Raw genomic sequence first — 21,651 nt, 5'->3', positions numbered from 1 at the left:
AAACTGCCAACCCGTTGGCGTCTGGCCCAAGGGCAGCGCACGGATTTCCTGTTCTGGAAACGCATCAGCGCGGGGAGGATTTACACCTGTGGTCGTTAAAAACCGCTTTAGCGGTTTTACCCGGCAACCCCGGTGTATTTTTCATTCAACGCATACAGGATGGCGCAGGTCTGCGCATCCAGCCACCCGCTGTAGTCACAGGGACGAAAATGCATCTGGAACGCGCGGACACGTTGCTGAAAACCCAGGCGATTTTTTGCCGGGGCATAACCGTAGCGCTGAAACGCCCGTTCGACCTCAACCTCTGGCGGCAGGCTGATGTCGAACCGGCGTTGAAAGGCCATCTTGGCCACGTCCTCATACCAGGCACCCACGCCCGCCTCGAACAGGCAGCGCCACGGCAAACGCGGCCCCGGGTCGCTCTTGCGCCAATAGGCAATGTCCGAATGCCCGAGAATGTCGGTGGGGCCGATTGCCGGGTACCGTCCCTGGATGTCCCGGATCAGGTCGATCAACACGTCGATCTGCTGTGCGCCATACGCAGGGAAGGTAAACACACCGGCGTCGTCCCGGGCCTGGTTGACGATTTCAATGCCAATGGAGCGGCTGTTGAGGTTGTCGCGCCCGGCCCAATGGCTGGCGCCCGCATGCCAGGCGCGATGGGCTTCATCCACCAAGCGAAACACCCGCAACTCCTGATAACCCGCTGCGCGGTAACCGGGGTCGTGGGGATCGGCCAACAAGTAATGCGAACTGACGCCGCCACAGGTCAGCGTCTTGAGTGACGGGCCAAAGGCCGAAGCGGTGTAATGCACAATCACTTGGCGCACGGCTTCGCCGTTACGGCCGTTAAAATCTGCTGCGGGGTAAGTGGAGTCGATGACCAACATGGAAGCTGTCCTTTTCAACACAGGCCGAGTCATTCAGCCCGTTCAAACACAAAAAAATTACCGCCATCCTGAAGCGTTGCGCTTGAGGATGGCGGTAGCTATTTGTGCCGAGAAAAGAAGGTTCAGCGACGCAGCGGCATGCCCAGGTCGACCCGCAGGCCATCGGCCTGGCTGTCGAATTTCAGCGAGCACGAGCAGCGCTGCACGATCGCCTGGACAATCGCCAGCCCCAGGCCGCAACCGGGGCTGTTGCCATTGCGCCAGAAGCGCTGGGTCAGGTGTTGCAGGTCTTCACTGGAGATCGGTGCGCCGTGGTCACGTACACGGAACACCACGTTATCGCCCGCACTGGACACACTCAGCTCCACCCGGGTATCGGCCGGCGTGTGGCGCAGGGCGTTATCCAGCAGGTTGCGCAACGCGGCGACGGCCAGGCCCACCGGCATTTCAACCGGTTTTTCGGAAAGGTCGCGCGCCAGGATCAGGTCAATGCGCTGATTGTCGCCGCCATTGGCATCCTGGATCGCCAGTTGTGCCACCTGCTCGGCGCTCGATTGCAGGCCGTCGTCGAACGACAGGCTGCCCTCGACCCGCGCCAGCAGCAGCAACTGCTCCAGGGTACGGTGCAAGCGGTCGGCACCTTCCTCGGCGTGGGCCAGGGACTGGTCACGGGCGGCGCCTTCGGTCATGCGCGCCACTTGCAGGTGGGTCTTGATCGCGGTCAACGGGCTGCGCAGTTCGTGGGCGGCGTCACCGGTCAGGCGGCGTTCGCGTTCGATGGTCTTGGCGATGCGCTGCAGCAACTGGTTCTGGGTGTCGAGCAGCGGCTTGAGTTCGCTGGGCAGCGGGCTGATCTGCAAGGGCTCGAGGGAGTCGGCACTGCGGCGCATCAAGGCGTCACGCATGCGATTGAGCGGCAACAGGCTTTGGCCAATCCCCAGCCACAACAGGCACAGGCAGCCCAACAGCGCCACGCCTACCGGCACCGACGCCGCCAACAGGATCGACAGGTTCAACGCTTCGCGCTCCACTTGCCGGTCGGCGGTGGTGATAAACAAATCGCCACGGGACAGGGTGAAGCTGCGCCACCCCACGCCATCAATCATCTGGTCGCGAAAGCCGCTCTTGCGCGACTCCAAGCCCTGGTCCGGCGTGGTGTGACTGCGGGCGAGCACCACGCCACGCAAGGAACTGACCTGGCACGCCATGCCGCCCGGCACATTCAATTGCTCAGCGCTGAAATGCGCGCCCTCGCCCGTGCTGGACAGGCCCGGCATCTGCTCCATCAGCCCGGCCACCATGCGCGCCGAGGCCACGAGGCGCTGGTCCAGGGAAAACATCATCTGGTTGCGCAGGTCGTTGAGCATCCACGCGGCGGCCAGTGCCCAGATCAGCACGAAGGCCGCGCCGAGCTTGAAGGTCAGCCGCAGGCGCAGGCTCATCACGAAGCGTCCTCTCCACCGTCAGCCGGGCCGAGGCGATAGCCCAGGCCGCGCACGGTTTCAACGATGCCATTGCCGAGTTTGCGCCGCAGGTGATGGATGTGTACGTTGAGGGCGTTGCTTTCCAGTTCGTCATTCAGGCCGTAGACGCTGTCCTTGAGCTGCTCGCTGGACAGCACCCGGCCCCGGTTTTGCAGCAGGGCCTGCAACAGCGCCTGCTCGCGACGGGACAGGTCCACCGACTCGCCACCCAGCAGGGTTTCGCGGCTGCTGGGGTTGTAGGTCAGGCGCCCGTGTTCGATCAGGTTGACGCTGCGCCCGGCCACCCTGCGCAACAGGGTGTGCAGGCGCGCGGCCAGTTCCCGCAGGTCGAAGGGTTTGAGCAGGTAATCGTCGGCGCCGGCTTGCAGGCCGTCGACCCGGTTGGTCACCGAGTCCCGCGCCGTGAGGATCAGCACCGGAATCTCCAGGCCCTGGCTGCGCAATTGCTGCAGCAACTTCAAGCCGTCTTCATCCGGCAGGCCGAGGTCGAGTACCATCACGTCGAATTCCGCCACCTTGAGCATCGCCCGGGCAGCCGCAGCCGTGCCGACGCGCTCGACCGTCAGCCCCTGGGCGCTGAGCCCGGCAACAATGCCGCTGGCGATCAGCTCGTCGTCTTCACAGACCAGTACGTGCATGGTGAACCCTTTGCAAAATGTGAGGGTGATTTAAAAGGCGCTGGATTAAGCGTGCATTATGCCGCCAACGCCAAGAATCCCGGATAATCCCTACTGACTAGGATAGCCCGGTTAATCATCGGTTAATCAACGCCACACATTGTGTGTCCCACTTGCTTCGAACTAAGGCTTGATCATGCGGCATCTGTTTATCTTTCTGCTGGTGTTGTTTGCTGGATTTGCCCAGGCCGCGCCGGGCAGCAATCCTTTCGAGACCAAACCCGACTTCCTCCCGGTAGGCAAAGCCTTCACCTTTACCTCCGAACGTCTGGCCTCCGGCGAAACCCAGTTGTTCTGGCAGATTGCCGACGGTTATTACCTGTACCAGCAGCGCATGAAGTTCGACGGCCTGGCCGAAAAGCCGACGTTGCCCCAGGGCGAAGCCCATAGCGACGAGTTCTTCGGCGAGCAGCAAGTCTATCGCCAGGGCCTGGAAGTGAAGATTCCCGCCGGCGCCACCGGCCAGGTCAAGGTCGGCTGGCAAGGCTGCGCCGATGCCGGCCTGTGCTACCCGCCGCAGTCGATCACCGTGGACCTTGGAGGCAACCCCGCCGTCGCCGCCACCGGTCAGGCCCAGGACCAAAGCCTGGCCAGCGGCCTGCAACAGCGCAGCCTGGGCTGGAGCCTGCTGGTGTTCTTCGGCCTGGGCCTGCTGCTGGCCTTTGCCCCGTGCTCCTTGCCGATGCTGCCGATCCTCGCCGGCCTTGTGGTCGGCAGCGGCGCCAGTCCACGCCGCGGCTTTGCCCTGGCCGCCAGCTACGTGGTGTGCATGGCGCTGGTGTATGCCGCCCTCGGTGTATTGGCCGCACTGCTCGGCGGTAACCTGGCCGCCCTGCTGCAAACCCCGTGGATCCTCGGCAGTTTCGCCGCGTTGTTTGTGATCCTGGCCTTGCCGATGTTCGGCTTCTTTGAACTGCAACTGCCGGCCTTCCTGCGGGACCGCCTGGATAACGTCAGCCGCAACCAAAGCGGCGGCAGCCTGGTAGGTGCGGGCGTGCTCGGCGCCTTGTCCGGCCTGCTGGTAGGCCCCTGCATGACTGCCCCCCTGGCCGGCGCCTTGCTCTACATCGCCCAAAGCGGCAACGCCCTGCACGGCGGCCTGATCCTGTTTGCCATGGGCACCGGCATCGGCGTGCCGCTGTTGCTGCTGGTGACCGTGGGCAACCGCTTCCTGCCAAAGCCCGGTACCTGGATGAATATCCTCAAGGGCATCTTCGGCTTCCTGTTCCTTGCCACCGCCGTGTTGATGATTCGCCCGGTAGTCGGCGAAACCCTGTGGCTCGGGTTGTGGGGTGTGCTGGCGCTGGTCATGGCCTATTGCGGCTGGCGCCTGGCCCGGGATTTCGGGCGCACCGCCATGCTGTTCGGTGCCGGCTCGCTGGTACTGGGCCTTTGGGGCAGCGTATTGGTGATCGGCGCGGCCGGCGGCAGCGACGACCTGTGGCAACCGTTGAAGGTCTACAGCGGCTCGCGTGTAGCCGGAGCCCCCACCGCCCACGAAGCCTTCATGACCATCAACGACCCGGCTGTGCTGCAAGCCCAGCTCGACAGCGCCAAGGCCCAGGGCCAATGGGTGCTGGTGGACTATTACGCCGACTGGTGCGTGTCGTGCAAGATCATGGAAAAACAGGTGTTCGGCAAACCCGAAGTCCTCGACGCCCTCAAGGATGTGCGCCTGCTGCGCCTCGACGTCACCGCCGACAATGCCGCCAGCCGCGAACTGTTGGGCCGCTACAAGGTGCCCGGCCCGCCGAGCTTCGTCTGGATCGGCCCCGACGGTGAAGAACGCCGCGCCCAGCGCATCACCGGTGAAGTCGACGCCGCCGCTTTCTTGCAACGCTGGACCCAAGCCAGGGACACCCTCTGATGCTGACACTGACCATCGGCACGTTCGCCATCGCCCTGAATCACTTGCTGCTGATCACGGCGTTGATCCTCGCCACCCTGGTGGGCTGGCGGGTGGCCAAGCGCGGCGGCGAGAACCCGGAGTCAGTGCTGTTCACCCTTTTCTTGCTGGGCATGCTCGCCGCGCGCGTCAGCTTCGTGCTGATGTACTGGGCGTATTACCAAAATGACCCGCTGCAAATCGTCGACCTGCGCGACGGTGGTTTTCTCGCCTGGCCCGGCGTCATCGCGCTGATCATCGCCACCCTGATCTATGGCTGGCGCCGCCCGCTGTTGCGCAAGCCACTGGGCGCCGGTGTGATCACCGGCCTGGCGTTCTGGGCCTTGACCAGCCTGTCCCTGACCCTCTACGAAAAAGGCACGCACCTGCCGGACATCGCCCTGCGCAACGCCAATGGCGAAACCGTGCAACTGGCCGACTACAAGGGCGGCCCGCTGGTGATCAATCTGTGGGCCACCTGGTGCCCGCCATGCCGGCGTGAAATGCCGGTACTGGAAAGCGCCCAGCGCCAACGCCCGGACGTGACCTTCCTGTTCGTCAACCAGGCCGAAAGCATGCAAAGCGTCGCCACTTACCTGGCGACCCAGGGCCTGAACCTGGACAACGTGCTGTTCGACGCCAGCGGCCGCCTCGGCCAGGCCGTCGGCTCCATGGCTTTGCCCACCACCCTCTTCTATCAACCGGACGGTCGCCTGATCAACAGCCACTTGGGCGAACTCTCACAGGCCAGCCTGGCCCGCGCCATGGAGCGCTTCGAACCGATCAACGCCAAACCGGCCCTGCCGGCCACCACAAGGAATTCGCCATGCTCCGCCTCCGCCACCTGCTGACCCTGTTGCCCCTGACCCTGGCCGCCAGCCTGGTCCACGCCGAGGACTGGCCAGCGCCGATCAAGAACATCGAGGCCAAGGGCGCCAAGATCATCGGCAAGTTCGATGCACCCAGCGGCCTCACGGGTTATGCGGCGCAATACCAGAACCGCGGCATGGCGCTGTACCTGACCGCAGACGGCAAAAGCGTGATCGCCGGCAACCTGTACGATGCTGATGGCAACGACCTGAGCACCGCGCCCCTGGAAAAACTGGTGTATGCGCCCATGGCCAAGGAAGTCTGGGCCAAGATGGAACACAGCAACTGGATCCAGGACGGCAACAAGGATGCGCCACGCATCGTTTACCTGTTCAGCGATCCGAACTGCCCGTACTGCAACATGTTCTGGGAACAGGCGCGGCCGTGGGTGAAGGCAGGCAAGGTGCAGTTGCGGCACATCATGGTGGGGATTATTCGTGAGGACAGCCCGGGCAAATCGGCGGCGCTGTTTGCAGCCAAGGACCCACAACAGGCCCTGGAAGCCCATGAGTCGGCCGGTAAAGGCAGCAAATTGCAGGCGCTGGAAAAAATCCCGGCGGATATCCAGGCCAAGCTCGATTCGAACATGAAGCTGATGGACGAGCTGGAGCTGTCGGCGACGCCGGCGATTTTCTATCTGGATGACAAGGGTGGGTTGCAGCAGCAGCAAGGGGCGCCGTCGCCGGATAAGTTGGTGAAGATTCTCGGGCCGAAATAAGAGGCGACCAGTCTGACGCCATCGCAGGCAAGCCAGCTCCCACATTTTGAATGTGTTCACAATCCAAAATGTGGGAGCTGGCTTGCCTGCGATGAGGCCATCAACCACAGCGAAGGTTCAGAGTCTTACAACCCCTCCAGCTCCGCCATCAAATCACTCAACCGATCCACCTTCTCCGCGCTGATCTCATTCGCCGCCAGCCCGTCGATATACCCCGCCAACTCCTCCACCGTGCTGCACTCGAACATCGCCCGCAACGGCACATCCCGCTGCAGCGTCTTCTGCACCCGTGAAGCAATCTGCGTGGCCAGCAACGAATGCCCGCCCAGCTCAAAGAAATTGTCCTGCACCCCCACGCGCTCGACCTTGAGCACCTCGGCCCAAATCCCGGCCAACGTCTGCTCCAGCTCATTACGCGGCGCCAGATAATCCTGGCTGTGCAACTGGCCGATTTCGAGCGCCGGCAAGGCCTTGCGGTCGAGCTTGCCATTGGCGTTCAGCGGCAAACGGTCGAGCCACAACCAATGCAACGGCACCATGTACTCCGGCAGCTCGGCCCGCAGGCGTTGCTTGATGCGATCAAGGCGCTCACCCGGGTTTAGCTGCGCATCCGCCGCCACCAGGTAGCCCACCAGATGCTTGCCATTGACGCCCTCCTGCACCCCGACGGCCGCATCGCGAACTTCCGGTTGCTCATGCAGGCGCGCTTCGATTTCGCCCAGTTCGATCCGGTAACCACGAATCTTCACCTGATGGTCGATGCGACCGACATATTCCAACACCCCATCACTGCGACGGCGGGCCAAATCCCCTGTTCGATACAACCGGTCCGCACCAAATGGATTCGGCACAAACGCTTGCGCCGTGCGCAACGGGTCGCTGACATAGCCACGACCCACGCCGGTCCCGGCCACGCACAACTCGCCGACGGCGCCTTGAGGCACCAACTCCAGCGCGCCATCCAGCAGGTACAAACGGTTGTTGTCGGTCGGCGTGCCAATCGGCAGGTAAGTGCCACGGGTCGACGCCAGGTCGACGCGGAAGAACGCCACGTCATCCGAACACTCCGCCGGGCCATACGCGTTGACCAGGCCAATCTGCGGGTAACGCAGCAACCACTGGTGAGCCAGCTCCGGCGGCATCGCTTCACCCGTCGGCAGCATCCAGCGCAAGCCATCCAGACTGATGCGATCCTGTGCGAGCATGCCCTGGATCAGCGACGGCACGCTTTCGAGCACGGTAATGCCCTGGGCCTGGACGTGAGCCAGCAAGCCTTGGGGATCATGGGCAAGGGTATTCGGCACAATGTCCACCCGCGCCCCGAACAGCGGCGCCGCGAGGAATTGCCACACCGAGATATCGAAGCTTTGCGAAGCGGTTTGGGCAATCACATCGCTCTCGCTCAAATTCAGGTATGGCACCTTGCTCAACTGGTTATTCAGCATGCCGCGCTGTTCGACCATCACGCCCTTGGGCAGCCCAGTGGAGCCCGAGGTGTAGATCACGTAGGCCAGGTTATCCGGCGCGCTGTAGATGCCCGGGTTCTGCTCTGAACCCACCAGTTCCTCCCACACCAGCAGCCTTGGTCGCGAACCACAGGCAAACTCTTCCAGCAAGAGATCCGCCTGTTCCCGACAAGCCTCGGTGCACACCAGCAACGGCGTACGACTGAGGTCGATGATCCGGCTCAAGCGCTGGCTCGGCAGCCCCGGATCCAGCGGCAAGTAACCCGCGCCGGCCTTGAAGCTGCCGATGATCATCCCCAGCAAATCCAGATTACGTTCGGCCAGCAACGCCACCGGTTGATCCAGCCCGACACCGGCAGCAATCAGCGCATGGCCCAGGCGGTTGCTGCGCCGGTTCAGCTCGGCATAGCTCCATTGCTGATCCAGGCAACTGGCGGCAATCCGTTGTGGATGCCGTGCCACTTGCTCCTCGAACAGCTCGACGTAACTGCGCTCCAGCGGGTATTCATGCTCGCTCTGGTTGCAGCCGTCCACCAGGAACTCACGCTCCTGCTCGCCAATCAGCGGCAAGTCGGCCATGTCACCGTGGAAGCCCTGCACCAGCGCAAGCAGCAGGCGCTTGAACTCACCGAGCATGCCTTGCACGGTGGTTTCATCGAAATAACGCTGGTCGTAGGACAGGTGCAAGCCCAGGTCATCGCCCGGGTAGCACACGGCCGTCAGCGGGAAGTTGGTGTGGGTGCGACCGGAATCCGAGGTGGCATTCAGGCTTTGCGCACGGTCCAGCACCGAGACTTCCACCGGGGCGTTTTCGAACACAAACAGGCTGTCGAACAGCGGCTGACCCTTGGGCAGTTCGCTGTGCTCCTGGATCGTCACCAGCGGCAGGTATTCGTACTCACGCAGTTGCATGTTGCTGTCGAGCAGGCCGCTCAACCATTGGCGCACGCTGCACGTCTGGTGGTCCTCGGGCAGCTTGACCCGCAAGGCGATGCTGTTGATAAACAGCCCGACCGTGCGCTGCATCTCCGGCATTTCCACCGGGCGCCCAGCCACGGTGACGCCGAACAGCACGTCGCGATCACCACTCAAGCGCCGCAGCACCAGGGCCCACGCTGCCTGGGCGAAGGTGTTCACCGTCAGTTGATGGGCCTGGGCCAGCTCGCGCAATTGCGCGCCATCGCACACATCCAGGCGGGTGTAGCAGTCGCCCACCACCATGCCGCCGCTGTGGCCCGCGTGTTCGCGCAGGAACGGCCGGTCGCTCGGGATCGGCGTGGTGCGTTCAAACCCTTGCAGGTTCTGCTGCCACCACTGGCGCGCCTCGACCAGGTTCTGGCGTTGCAGCCAGGCGATGTAATCGCGATAGCGCGGTGGCGTCGCCAGTTGCGCGTCACGGCCTTCGCCAAGGGCCATGTAGATGTCGAAGAAGTCATTCATCAACAACGAGCGGCACCAGGCATCGATCAGGATGTGGTGGTTGCTCATCATGAACCAGTAGCGCGCCTCGCCCACGCGGATCAGCCGCAGGTGGAACGGCGCCTGGTTGAGCAGATCGAAGCCGGCTTCACGCTCGCTTTTAAGCAACGCCTGCAGACGCGGTTCCTGTTCACTTTCAGGGTCGGCGCTCCAGTCGAGGTATTCGATCGGCGTGCTGCCCGGCTTGTGGATCACCTGCAGCATGTCTTCCCCGACGTTCCAGCAGAACGAGGCGCGCAGCGCTTCATGCCGGGCGATCACCGCCTGCCAGGCCTGGGCGAAACGCTCCGGGTCCAGGGCGCTGTTGATGCGGTAGCGGTCCTGCATGTAGTAGAGGCCGGTGCCCGGCTCCAGCAGGGTGTGCAGCAGCAAGCCTTCCTGCATCGGCGTCAGCGGGTACACATCTTCGATGGCCGTGGCCGGCACCGGCAGCGCGTCGAGTTGCCCTTGGGTCAGGTGCGCCAGCGGGAAGTCCGACGGCGTGAGGCCGCCCGCGTCTGGCTTGAGGCAATGCTCGATCAGGCTCTGCAATTCCGCGAGGTAAGCGTCCGCCAGTTCAGTGATGGTCTGGCTGTCGTGGCGCTCGCGGCTGAAGGTCCAGCGCAGCACCAGCTCACCGCCATACACCTGGCTGTCGACGCTGAGTTCGTTGGGCAGTGGCGCGTCCGGGTCGTGGGCAATCCCGGCAAATTCGTCCAGCGGGTGAAACAGCGCGTCGGCGCCAAAGCTCTGGTCGAACTGGCCAAGGTAGTTGAAGGTGATGCTGGCCGTCGGCAACGCGGCCATGGTCTGGCGGCACAGGTCGTCGGCCAGGTAGCGCAGCACGCCATACCCCAGACCTTTGTGGGGCACGCCGCGCAATTGCTCCTTGATCGCCTTGATCGAGGCGCCCTGCCCGGCCGCTTCTTCGATGTGCAGCGGAGTCAGGCGCAGCGGGTAAGCGCTGGTGAACCAGCCGACGCTGCGGGTCAGGTCGATCTCGTCGAACAGGGTTTCGCGGCCGTGGCCTTCGAGCTGGATCAGGGCCGACGCGTGGCCGCTCCAGCGGCACAACACACGGGCCAGGGCGGTCAGCAGCAAATCGTTGACCTGGGTGCGGTAGGCGCTCGGTGCCTGCTGCAACAGCTGGCGCGTGCGCTCGGCATCCAGGCGCACGCTGACGGTATCCGCGTCGCGATTGCGCAGCGAACCTTGCGGGCGATCCACCGGCAATTCAACGCTGGGGCCAGCCAACTGCTGCTGCCACACGTCCAGTTCTTCACGCAGGGATTCGCTGCCGGCATAGGCCTGCAAGCGCGCTGCCCAGTCGCGCAGGGCACTGGTCTTGGCCGGCAGGCTGACGGGTTGGCCGTCGCTCAACTGGCGATACACAGCCTGCAAATCTTCCAGCAACACGCGCCAGGAAACCCCGTCCACCACCAGGTGATGGATCGCGATCAGCAGGCGCTGCTGGCCTTGCGGCCCGTCCACCAGCAGGGCACGCAACAGCGGGCCATGGGCAAGGTTGAGGCTGCGCTGGGTGTCGGTGAACAGCGCGCGGCACTGCTCCATGTCCGCCACCTGGGCCTGCAACAGCAAGCCGCCTTCCGGTACCGCCAAGTGTTCGGCGTGCCATTGCGCGTCGCGCCGGGTGAAGCTCAGGCGCAAGGCGTCGTGGTGCTCCAGTACGGCCAGCAACGCTTGTTCCAGGCGATGGGGTTCGAGGGGTTGCGCTGGCTCCAGCAACAAGGCCTGGTTCCAGTGCTGGCGCTCCGGGATGTCGGTGTCGAAGAACCAGTGCTGGATGGGTGTCAGCCCGGACGCGCCGGTCAACACGCCTTGCTCGGCGATGACCTGCTCGGTGCGGGTCGCCACGGCGGCCAGGGTTCGCACGGTCTGGTGCTGGAACAGATCACGCGGGCTGAAATGAATCCCCGCCTGCCGTGCCCGGCTGACCACCTGGATCGACAGGATCGAGTCGCCGCCCAGCTCAAAGAAGTTATCGTCGAGGCCAACCTGCTGCACGTTCAATACCGCACACCAGATCGCCGCCAGGGTTTGCTCCAACTCGTTGCGCGGCGCCACGTACTGTTGACGGTTCGCTTCGGGGTCCGGCTGCGGCAAGGCGCGACGGTCGAGCTTGCCGTTGGCGGTCAGCGGCATGCTGTCGAGGACGATCAGGTGCGCGGGCACCATGTAGTCCGGCAGCTGTGCTTTCAGATGGTTCTTGAGGGATTCACGCAAGGCGCCCTGTTCTTCTTCGCTGACCAGGTAGGCCACCAACTGTTTGCCACTCGGTGAGTCCAGCGCCAGCACCACCGCTTCACGCACCGCAGTGTGTTCCAGCAGGCGGGTTTCAATTTCCCCCAGCTCGATACGGAAACCGCGAATCTTCACTTGATGGTCAATACGGCCGAGGTACTCCACCAGGCCATCGGCACGCTGGCGCACCAGGTCGCCGGTGCGATACAGGCGACCGCCGTTCGTGGCAAACGGATCAGCCACAAACCGCTCTGCCGTCATGCCCGGGCGCTGGTGATAACCCTGAGCCAGGCCAGCACCGCCGACATACAACTCGCCGGTCGCGCCTTGCGGCACCAGGGCCAGATCCGCGTCCAGAATGTAGGCCACGCGCGCGCCGATGATGCTGCCGATCGGCACGCTGCCGGCGCCCTCCTCCAGGGTTTGCGGGGCAAGACTGGCCAGCGGCATCACCACCGTTTCAGTCGGGCCATAGGCGTTGAAAAACAGCGCCGGCTTGAACGCGGCGCGAATGCGCTGCAGGTGTTCGCCGGTCAGGGCTTCGCCACCGGTGATGCACATACGCACCGGCAGGGTCTGGTTTTGTGTGGCCAGCCATTGCGCCAACTGGCTGCCGTAGCTCGGGGTAAAGCCGAGGATATTGATGCGGTGCTGACGAATCAGCCCGCAGATTTCTTCCGCATCCCATTGGCCCTGGGCCCGCAATACCACCTGCGCACCGCTGAGCAACGGCACCAGCAGACGCTCGGTGGCGGCGTCAAAGTTGATGGAATAGAAGTGCAGCTCGCAGTCATCCGGACGCATGCCAAAGCGCTCGATCACGGCCTGGCAATGCATGGCGATTTCACCGTGGGACACCACCACGCCCTTGGGCTTGCCGGTGGAGCCGGAGGTGTAGATCAGGTACGCCTGATGTTGCGGCAGGCTGATAAACGGCAACTCGCTGGCCGGGTACGCGGCCAGGGTCGGCTGGTCATCTTCCAGGCACCAACGGCCCACGCTGGCGGGCAATTCACCCAGCGCGTCGAACATCGCGGCGTCGCTGAGCAGCAGGCCGATGCCACTGTCTTCGATCATGTAGTGCAGGCGGTCCAGCGGGTATTCCGGGTCCAGCGGCACATAGGCGCCACCGGCCTTGAGGATTGCCAGCAGGCCAACGACCATTTCCAGCGAACGCGGCAGCGCCAGGCCGACCCGCACTTGCGGGCCTACGCCACGCTCGCGCAGCATCCAGGCCAGTCGGTTGGCGCGGCCGTCGAGTTCGCTGTAGCTCAGGGTCTGCCCGACAAAGGTCAACGCCGGGGCATCCGGACGGACCAGGGCCTGCTCGCTGAACAGGTGATGGATGCACTGGTCGAGGCGATGTTCGCCGGCTTCAATGCCGAGGCTGTCTTGCAGGGCGCGCTGTTCGCCAGCTTCCAGCAATGGCAACTCACTCAGGCGTTGTTGCGGATCGGCCAGCAAGGCTTCCAGCAGGTTTTGCCAATGCGCGGCCATGCGGGCAATACGTGGCTCGTCGAACAGATCGGTGCTGTAAGTCAGGCAGCAGCCCAGGCGATGGTCGAGGTCGGTGACTTCCAGGTTGAGGTCGAACTTGGTGGCGCGGGCATCATTGGCCAGGTACTCGACGGTCATCCCGGCCAGCGTGCGGCTTTGCTGGAACTCCCAGCGCTGTACGTTGCACATCACCTGGAACAGCGGGTTGTACGCCGCGCTGCGGGGTGGCTGCAGGGCCTCCACCAAGTGGTCGAACGGCAGGTCCTGATGGGACTGGCCTTCGATCACCGTGTGACGCACCTGCTCGAACAATTCCCCGACGCTCATCTGCCCGTTGAGCTGGCAACGCAGCACCTGGGTGTTGAGGAACGCGCCGATCAGCCCTTCGCTTTCCGGGCGAATCCGGTTGGCCACCGGCGCACCGATGCGCAGGTCGGTCTGGCCGCTGTAGCGGTACAGCAACACGGCGAGGGTGGCGGTCATGGTCATGAACAAGGTCAAACCACGCTCGGCGTTGAACGCTCGCACACGGGCGGCGAGGTCATCGCTCAAATCGAAACGGTACAGCTCGCCCTGATGACTTTGCACCGGTGGCCGCGGACGGTCGCCCGGCAGCTCCAGCAGTGGATGCTCAGTGCCCAGTTGCGCGGTCCAGTAATCCAGCTGGCGCTGGCGCTCGCCGGATTCCAGCCACTGCCGTTGCCACACGCTGTAGTCGAGGTACTGCACCGGCAGCGGCGCCAGTGGCGATTCGCGGTCGTCGATGAAGGCTTCGTACAGTGCGCTGAGTTCACGGGCAAAGATGTCCATGGCCCAGCCTTCGGTGACGATATGGTGCAGGGTCAGCACCAGGTAATGTTCCTGCTCGCCGGCCTTGACCAGGCAGGCACGCAGCAACGGCCCGGTTTCCAGATTGAAAGGCGTGTGGGCTTCATGGTCGGCCAGTTGCTGCACACGGCGTTCTCGCTCGGCTTGATTGACCCCCGAGAAATCCTGCCAATCCATGCGCACACCGGTTTGCGCCGCAACCTTCTGCTGCGCCACGCCGTTGATGCTCGGGAAAGTGGTGCGCAGGGTTTCGTGACGCATGATCAAAGCCTGCAACGCCGCCTCGAAACGCCCCACGTCCAGCACGCCACGCAGCCGCGCCATGCCGCCGACGTTATACGCCGGGCTGTCCGGTTCCATCTGCCAGAGGAACCACATGCGCTGCTGGGAATAGGACAGAGGCACCGGTTGGCTGCGGTCGACCTTGCCGATGGCCCGTTGTTGATTGCGTTGGCCCGAGGCCTGGATCAGGCGGACCTGTTCGGCGAAAGCCCCCAGCTCGCTGGCTTCGAACAGCGTGCGCAGCGGCAGTTCGACGTCGCAGGCCTGGCGGGTGCGGGAGATGATCTGCGTGGCCAGCAACGAATGGCCGCCGAGGGCAAAGAAGTCGTCCCGCAGGCCGATGCGCGGCAGGACCAGCACTTCGCGCCAGATCGCGGCGATTTGCTGTTCCAGCGGTGTTTGAGGCTCGACGTGTTCACGCACCCGCCACACCGGTTCCGGCAACGCACGGCGATCCAGTTTGCCGCTGGGGCTCAGGGGCATCGCGTCCAGGCACATCAACTGCGCCGGCACCATGTACTCCGGCAGCTCGGCGGCCAGGGCGGTTTTTACGTCCTGTTCATCCAGCGCTTCGATGGCGGTGTAGTAACCGATCAACTGCGCACCGGCAGCGGTTTCGCGCACCAGCACCACCGCTTGGGCGATGCCGTCGAGGGCCAATAGACGCGCTTCGATTTCTTCCGGTTCGACACGGAAGCCGCGCAACTTCACCTGCTGATCCAGGCGCCCGAGGTATTCCAAAACACCGTCGGCAGCCCAGCGCACACGGTCACCGGTGCGATACAGGCGTGCGCCCGCCTCGCCCAGCGGGTCGGCGACAAACCGTTCAGCGGTCAGCCCCGCACGCCCGAGGTACCCGCGCGCCAGGCCGATGCCGCCGATGCACAATTCACCCGGCACACCCGCTGGCAGCGGGTTGAACTGATCATCCAGCACCCGGCAAATCACATTGCCCAGTGGCCGGCCAATCGGCGAGCGTTCGCCGTCATCCGCCTGGCAATGCCAGTGCGTCACGTTGATCGCGGTTTCGGTGGGGCCATACCGGTTGTGCAACTGCACCGCCGGCAACTGCGCCAGCACCCGGTTGCGCAACTCGGCGGGCAACGCTTCGCCGCCGGAGAACAGGCGGCGCAGGCTGGTGCATTCGGCCGCCAAAGGTTCATCGGCAAACAGCTGCAACAGCGGCGGCACAAAGTGCAGCGTGGTCACGCCGTGTTCCTGCACCAGTTGGGCGATGCGATGGGGATCGCGGTGCTCACCCGGCCCGGCCAGTACCAGCCGGCAACCGGTGATCAGCGGCCAGAAGCATTCCCACACCGACACGTCGAAACTGATGGGCGCCTTTTGCATCAGCACATCGGTTTCATCCAGTAGGTAAGTGGCTTGCATCCACTGCAAGCGCTCGGCCAGCGCGGCATGGGTGTTGCCCACGCCTTTGGGCTGGCCGGTGGAGCCGGAGGTGTAGATCACGTAGGCCAGGTTGTCGCCATTCAAGTGCAGGCCCGGCGCGTGGGTTGGCCAACTTTCCAGCTTGAGGCTGTCCATGGCGATGACACTGACGCCTTCAGCCGTAGGCAGTTGTTCCAGCAGAGAAGTCTGGGTCAGCAGCAGCTGCACGCCGCTGTCCTTGAGCATGTAGGCCAGGCGATCGGCCGGGTAATCCGGGTCCAGGGGCACGTAGGCGCCGCCGGCCTTGATGATCGCCAGCAGGCCGATCAACAGTTGCGGCGAGCGCTCGGCGGCGATGGCCACGCACACGTCCGGGCCGACGCCCTTGTCCCGCAGGTAATGGGCCAGGCGGTTGGCCTGGGTGTGCAATTGGGCGAAGGTCAGGCTGCCGTCCTGCCACACCAGCGCGGTGCGTTCCGAGACCTGTTGGTTGAGGTGTTCCGGCAGCCACTGCTGCGCCGCCGCGCAAGGTGCAGCGCTCCACTGGTGTTGCTGCGTGTGCTCGTCGTCATGCAGCAGTTTCAAGTCGCCGATGGCCTGTTGCGGTTGTTCGCAGGCGGCTTGCAGCAGGTTGATGAAGTGCTCGGCCAGACGCTCGATAGTAGCGGCGTCGAACAGTTCGTCGGCGTAGTCGAAGGACAGGCTCAGGCGCCCGTTACGGTCTTCTTCACTGTGCAGTTGCAGGTCGAACTTGGCTTCGCGGCTGTGCCACGCCAGCTCGTCGGCGAGCAGGCCCGGCAGGCGGCGCAAGGCACTCAGGTCGCGTTGCTGGTGGTTGAACATCACCTGGAACAGGCCTTGTTCCCGGGCTTGCGGAAAGGCTTCCAGCAACTGCTCGAACGGCAGGTCCTGATGGGCCTGGGCACCCAGCGCGGTGGTTCGCGTCGCCGCCAGCAACTCGGCGAAGGGCAGGCGTGCATCCAGTTCGGCGCGCAGCACAAGGGTGTTGATAAAGAACCCGATCAGGCCCTGGGTTTCCTGGCGCGGACGGTTGGCGTTGGGCACGCCGATGCGGATATCGCGCTGGCCGCTGTAGCGATGGAGCAGGCTCTGGAACGCGGCGAGCAACAGCATGAACGGGGTGGATTCGTGGGTTTGGGCGGTCTTGCGAATGGCTTCGCCGAGGCTCGCACTCAAACGCACACTGTGGCGTGAAGCACTGCGTACCGTTTGAGCCGAGCGCGGGTGATCGGTGGTCAGGCTCAGGGTCGGGTGTTCGTCGCCAAGCTGTGCTTTCCAGTAAGCCAGTTGGCGCTGGCTCTCGCCTTCGGCCAGCCACTGGCGCTGCCAGCTGCCGTAGTCGGCGTATTGCAGGGCCAGCGCCGGCAGCTCAAGGGTTTGGCCCTGGGACGCTGCGGCATACAGGCGCGAGAATTCGTCGATCAATACAGTGAGCGACCAACCGTCCGCGATGATGTGGTGCATCGTCACCAGCAACTGGTGGTCTTCGTCGTCCAGGCGCACCAGCGTTACCCACAGCAGCGGGCCTTTCTCCAGGTCGAACTGGGTGCGGGCTTCGTCTTCGCGGATCTGGTTCGCGCGGGCTTCGCGCTCGGCGGCAGGCAGGTCGCTGAGGTCGATGACTTGCAGCTCGAAATCAACCTTGGCGTCGACTCGCTGGAAGCCTTGGCCATCGCGTTCAAAGAAGCGCGTGCGCAAGGCTTCGTGGCGCTGGATCAGTTGCTGGAAGCTCACACGCACCGCGTCTTCGTCCAGCTCGCCGCGCAAACGCAGGCCGCCGGGGATGGTGTAGGCGCTGCTGTGCGGGTCCAGTTGCCAGGTGATCCACAGGCGGTTTTGTGCCAGGGATTGCGGCAAGTCTTCCTGACACGACAGGGCGTGGATCGCGCCTTGGGCGACACCGCCGTCCTGCTGCAATTGCGCGACGCTGGCGGCGAAGGCAGCCAGGGTTGGCGCTTCGAACAACAGGCGCAGGTTCAGTTCCAGGCCAAGGGTTTCCCGCAGCCGGGCGACCACCTGAGTGGCGCTGATGGAGTTGCCCCCCAGCAGGAAGAAGTGATCGTCGGCAGCGACTTGCGCCACCTGCAATTGCTCGCACCAGATCGCGGCAATCTGGCTGTGCAGTTCGGATTCCAGCGCCGCATCACCGGCCTGGGCGTGCACGCCGGGGAACTGCGCATAACTGTCGAGACTGCCATCCGCCAGGCGCGTGCGGCAAGCCGAACGCTGCACCTTGCCGCTGGAGGTTTTCGGCAAGCCACCGGGATTGAGCAACACCACCACGCTGGGGGCTTCCTGGCAGGCTTCGGCCACCGCTTGGCGGATCGCCTTGATCAACGCTTCGGGCGGCAGGATTTTTTGCACGCTGCGGCTGATTTCCGCAGCGATGCCGACGCCTTCCTGGCCGTTGTCATTCACCGCGAACGCCGCAACCCGGCCCTTGCGCACCACTTCCACTTCACGTTCGATGGCTTGCTCGATGTCCTGGGGATACAGGTTGTGGCCGCGCACGATCAGCAGGTCTTTGAGGCGGCCGGTGATGAACACTTCACCTTCACGGATAAAACCCAGGTCGCCGGTCCGCAACCAGGTGCGGCCAGCGTGTTGGACGAACGTCTTGGCGGTGGCTTGCGGGTTGCGCCAGTAACCGTGGGCGATGCTCGGGCCGGCAGCCCAGATTTCACCCACGGCATTGTCGGGGAGCGTCATCAGGGTGGCGGGGTCGGCAATCAACACGGCATGTTCAGGCTGGCTGGTGCCGCAACTCATGATCGCCGCGCCCTGCCCCGGCTCGGCGCGGTTGGCGGCCAGGGCCTTTTCGTCCAGGCGCAGGGCCGGGATGCCCTGGCCTCGGGTGCCGCCGGCAACAAACAGCGTGGCTTCAGCCAACCCGTAGGAGGCGAAGAAATTGTTCGGGGTGAAACCGCAGGCGGCGAACTTCTCGGCGAAGCGTTCCAGGGTATCGAGGCGGATCGGCTCCGAGCCGGAATACGCCACGCGCCACTTGCTCAAGTCCAGGCGCTCCAGGGCCGAATCACTGACCCGCTCGCTGCACAGCCGATAGGCAAAGTCCGGCCCGCCGCTGATGGTGCCGCCGTATTCACTGATCGCTTCCAGCCAGCGCAGTGGCCGGCCGAGGAAGTAGGCCGGCGACATCAAGACGCACGGCACACCGCTGAAGATCGGTTGCAGCAGGCCACCGATCAGGCCCATGTCGTGGTACAGCGGCAGCCAGCTGACGATCACGTCATCGGGGTTCAGGTCGATGCCAAAGCCCCGGCGAATCAGCAGTTCGTTGGCCACCAGGTTGCCATGGGTGACTTGCACCCCCTTGGGCAACGCGGTGGAGCCGGAGGTGTATTGCAGGAAGGCGATGTCATCGTCCGAAAGGTTCGGCGCCACCCAGTCGGTGGCGATGTCGGCACTCAGTTGGTCGACGCACAGCAGTTGCGGCGCACCTTCCAGTTGCTGCAGCGAATCACCGAGGCTGGCGGTGGTCAGCAGTAACCGGGGCTCGGCGTCCGCGATGATCGACAGCAGCCGTTCCTGATGATGACGGCGAGCGGACTCCGGCGGATACGCCGGCACCGCGATCACCCCGGCATACAGGCACCCAAAAAACGCCGCGACGTAATCCGGCCCACTGGGGAACAACAGCACCGCGCGATCACCCAGCCCGGCGCTGGCCTGCAAGGCGGCGGCGATCGTGCGGGCGCGCAGGTCAAGGTCACGGTAACTGAGGACAGCGCCCTGCTCGGCCGTCTCGGCGAGAAAGCGCAACGCCAGTTGATCAGGGGTTTGCGCGGCGCGGCGTTGAAGGGACTGAACCAGGGTGCGGGGAAGTTCGAAGGCGTCCATCATGGGGTTCCTGCCTGAAATCGGCTTACTGGGAAATCGGGGGAATGTGTGGCCAGGGGGCTTGTTCAGCCGGTCGCCCGGGCCATCTGCCGCGCCGCGCCATTGCGCCAGCGGGCCAGGTGTTCGTCGGCATAGCGCCGCACACAGCGCAGTACAGAACTTTCGTGCTGCACCAGGAAGAAGTGGTGACCGTCAAACATGTCGAGGGAGAAACCGCTGGCGGTGTCTTGCTGCCAATCCAGCAGTTGATCGGCTCGAACAGTGTCCTGCTTGCCGCCAAACACATGGATGGGCAGGGCCAACGGCTCACGCTCGCCGTATTCAAAACTGCCGCACAGGAGGAAGTCGGCCCGCAGGATCGGCAGCATCAACTGCATCAGCTCGGCATTGGCCAGTACCTCTTCGCCCGTGCCCTTGAGTTCACGCAGGCGGGCGATCAGTTGTTCGTCGTTTTTCTCGATGGCGTACTCGCTGACATCCCGACAGGCCGGGCCGGCAGTACCCGACGCAAACAGCGCCAGTGGCTGCGGCACACCTCGCTCACGCAGGGCATGGGCCAACTCGAACGCCAGCAGGCCGCCGAGGCTGTGGCCAAACAAAGCGTAGGGGCCGTCCAGCTCCGCGCTGATCTCATCCGCGAGTTGCCCGGCGAGGGCCTTGATGTCGCGCTGCAACGGCTCATCCATGCGCATGCCGCGCCCCGGCAACTCCAGCGGCCGCACCTGCAACCACTCGGGCAACGCCCGCCGCCAGCGGCTGTAGACCATGGCGCTGGCGCCGGAATAAGGCAGGCAAAACAGGCGTAATCGAGCCGGCGTGTTCATTTCAGACCACTCCCGCTCACACGATAAAAACCCATTTTGTCCTCCTCCAGGCGCTGATCCTTGGCCGGTTTGTTAACTGGCCTGTCACCCATGAGAACGGATGGCCCCTGGAAATAATTAGTCAGCGAGACGCGGTTCACACCTCTCGATAAGGCATAAGATTAGTTCGCCTTCTCATTTGACAATCATTATCATTAAGCATAATTTGTTGCCCGATGTGTAGGAGGCCTCAGCAAGGACGCCCTCCCCCAACCTTCTCTTGCAACAAGGTGATTTCCATGACGGAACAAGTATCCACAGGCAGGTGCGACTCACCCCTCCTCCAGGCCTTCGTCGATAACCGGCTGATCCTGGTCAAGATCGCGGCGCGTATTACCGGCTGTCGCTCCCGCGCCGAAGATGTGGTGCAAGACGCCTACTTCCGGTTGCAATCGGCACCGACTATCACCTCATCGTTCAAGGCGCAGCTCAGCTACCTGTTCCAGATCGTGCGTAACCTGGCCATTGATCATTACCGCAAGCAGGCGTTGGAGTTGAAATATTCCGGCACTGAAGAGGAAGGCTTGAATGTGGTTATTCACGGGGCTTCACCTGAGACTTCGCACATCAATTTTTCTACGCTGGAAAACATCGCGGATGCGTTGACGGAGTTGCCTCAGCGCACGCGTTATGCGTTTGAGATGTACCGGTTGCATGGGGTGCCGCAGAAGGATATTGCCAAGGAGCTGGGGGTGTCGCCGACGCTGGTGAACTTTATGATTCGGGATGCGTTGGTGCATTGCCGCAAGGTTTCCGGGACCCATAGCGACACGTTTGCGCGGCGGGTTTGATTGGCTTTGCTGTGCCCTGCCCTGCTCTGCTCTGCCCTGCTGCTGAGTGCATATCCGTTATTTGGGTGATGGCTGATATGGGTTCCGCTCTTACAGCGGGTCACTTTTGAAAGGAGCCCAAAAGTAACCAAAAGGCTCTTGCCCCACCACTCGGCACCTCGCTCAGGCTCGGTGTTCCCTCACTCCGGCTTTGGACCGTGGGCCGCCGCGATGGGCCATCCTTGGCCCAGCGCGGCTAACCCGGCGTCCTGCCGGGTTACCCACGCTCCAAAGCCTGCGTTCGGCCAGCGTGGTTTAACGGGGCGCCTAAGATCAAGATCAAAAGCAGATCAACAGCACAGCGGCCTACAGGCCGGCTTGAGTGGTGTGAAGCAAAGGCAACATCAAGATCAAAATCTACAGCGGGCACGGT

At 63.7% G+C, this 21,651-nt stretch carries 9 protein-coding genes; 4 read left to right on the top strand and 5 right to left on the bottom strand.

The annotated features are described in order from the left end of the window. Positions 1 to 116 precede the first annotated feature (116 nt). The 3 genes from P3C29_RS30840 to P3C29_RS30830 all read right to left on the bottom strand — a co-directional run bounded on the left by P3C29_RS30840 (position 117) and on the right by P3C29_RS30830 (position 3,012). Positions 117 to 890 (bottom strand): N-acetylmuramoyl-L-alanine amidase, encoded by a 774-nt coding sequence (locus P3C29_RS30840; protein ID WP_275966274.1) that lies wholly within the window; start codon positions 888 to 890, stop codon positions 117 to 119. 122 nt (positions 891 to 1,012) lie between these two features. Further along, positions 1,013 to 2,332 (bottom strand): ATP-binding protein, encoded by a 1,320-nt coding sequence (locus tag P3C29_RS30835; protein ID WP_275966273.1) that lies wholly within the window; start codon positions 2,330 to 2,332, stop codon positions 1,013 to 1,015. Further along, positions 2,332 to 3,012: a response regulator gene (locus P3C29_RS30830; protein ID WP_003209011.1), complete on the bottom strand. Its 681-nt coding sequence runs from the start codon at positions 3,010 to 3,012 to the stop codon at positions 2,332 to 2,334. Before P3C29_RS30830 ends, P3C29_RS30835 begins: the two co-directional genes overlap by 1 nt. Positions 3,013 to 3,187: 175 nt before the next feature. On the opposite strand from P3C29_RS30830, the gene dsbD reads away from it, so the two are divergent. Genes dsbD through dsbG form a run of 3 tightly spaced genes read left to right on the top strand, consistent with a single transcriptional unit; the run spans position 3,188 to position 6,524 of the window. After that, complete coding sequence (gene dsbD / locus P3C29_RS30825) at positions 3,188 to 4,918, top strand: protein-disulfide reductase DsbD (RefSeq protein WP_275966272.1); 1,731 nt, start codon at positions 3,188 to 3,190, stop codon at positions 4,916 to 4,918. After that, positions 4,918 to 5,787, top strand: coding sequence for a TlpA disulfide reductase family protein (locus tag P3C29_RS30820; RefSeq protein ID WP_275966271.1), 870 nt, complete (start codon positions 4,918 to 4,920; stop codon positions 5,785 to 5,787). Before dsbD ends, P3C29_RS30820 begins: the two co-directional genes overlap by 1 nt. Next, positions 5,763 to 6,524 (top strand): thiol:disulfide interchange protein DsbG, encoded by a 762-nt coding sequence (dsbG, locus tag P3C29_RS30815; RefSeq protein ID WP_201124936.1) that lies wholly within the window; start codon positions 5,763 to 5,765, stop codon positions 6,522 to 6,524. The genes P3C29_RS30820 and dsbG overlap by 25 nt, the downstream gene beginning before the upstream one ends. A 125-nt stretch (positions 6,525 to 6,649) precedes the next feature. On the opposite strand, the gene P3C29_RS30810 is transcribed toward dsbG, so the two are convergent. Continuing rightward, entirely contained in the window at positions 6,650 to 19,588 is a 12,939-nt protein-coding gene (locus tag P3C29_RS30810; protein WP_275966270.1) for a non-ribosomal peptide synthetase, read from the bottom strand. A gap of 62 nt (positions 19,589 to 19,650) precedes the next feature. Next, entirely contained in the window at positions 19,651 to 20,409 is a 759-nt protein-coding gene (locus tag P3C29_RS30805; RefSeq protein WP_275966269.1) for a thioesterase domain-containing protein, read from the bottom strand. 278 nt (positions 20,410 to 20,687) lie between these two features. Between P3C29_RS30805 and P3C29_RS30800 the strand changes: the two genes are divergently transcribed. After that, on the top strand, positions 20,688 to 21,239 hold the full coding sequence (locus tag P3C29_RS30800; RefSeq protein ID WP_076953019.1) for an RNA polymerase factor sigma-70: 552 nt from the start codon (positions 20,688 to 20,690) through the stop codon (positions 21,237 to 21,239). Positions 21,240 to 21,651 lie beyond the last annotated feature (412 nt).

This window comes from Pseudomonas sp. 1912-s, assembly GCF_029269205.1.
GTDB lineage: Bacteria > Pseudomonadota > Gammaproteobacteria > Pseudomonadales > Pseudomonadaceae > Aquipseudomonas.
This window is presented reverse-complemented; position numbering and strand designations above follow the sequence as displayed.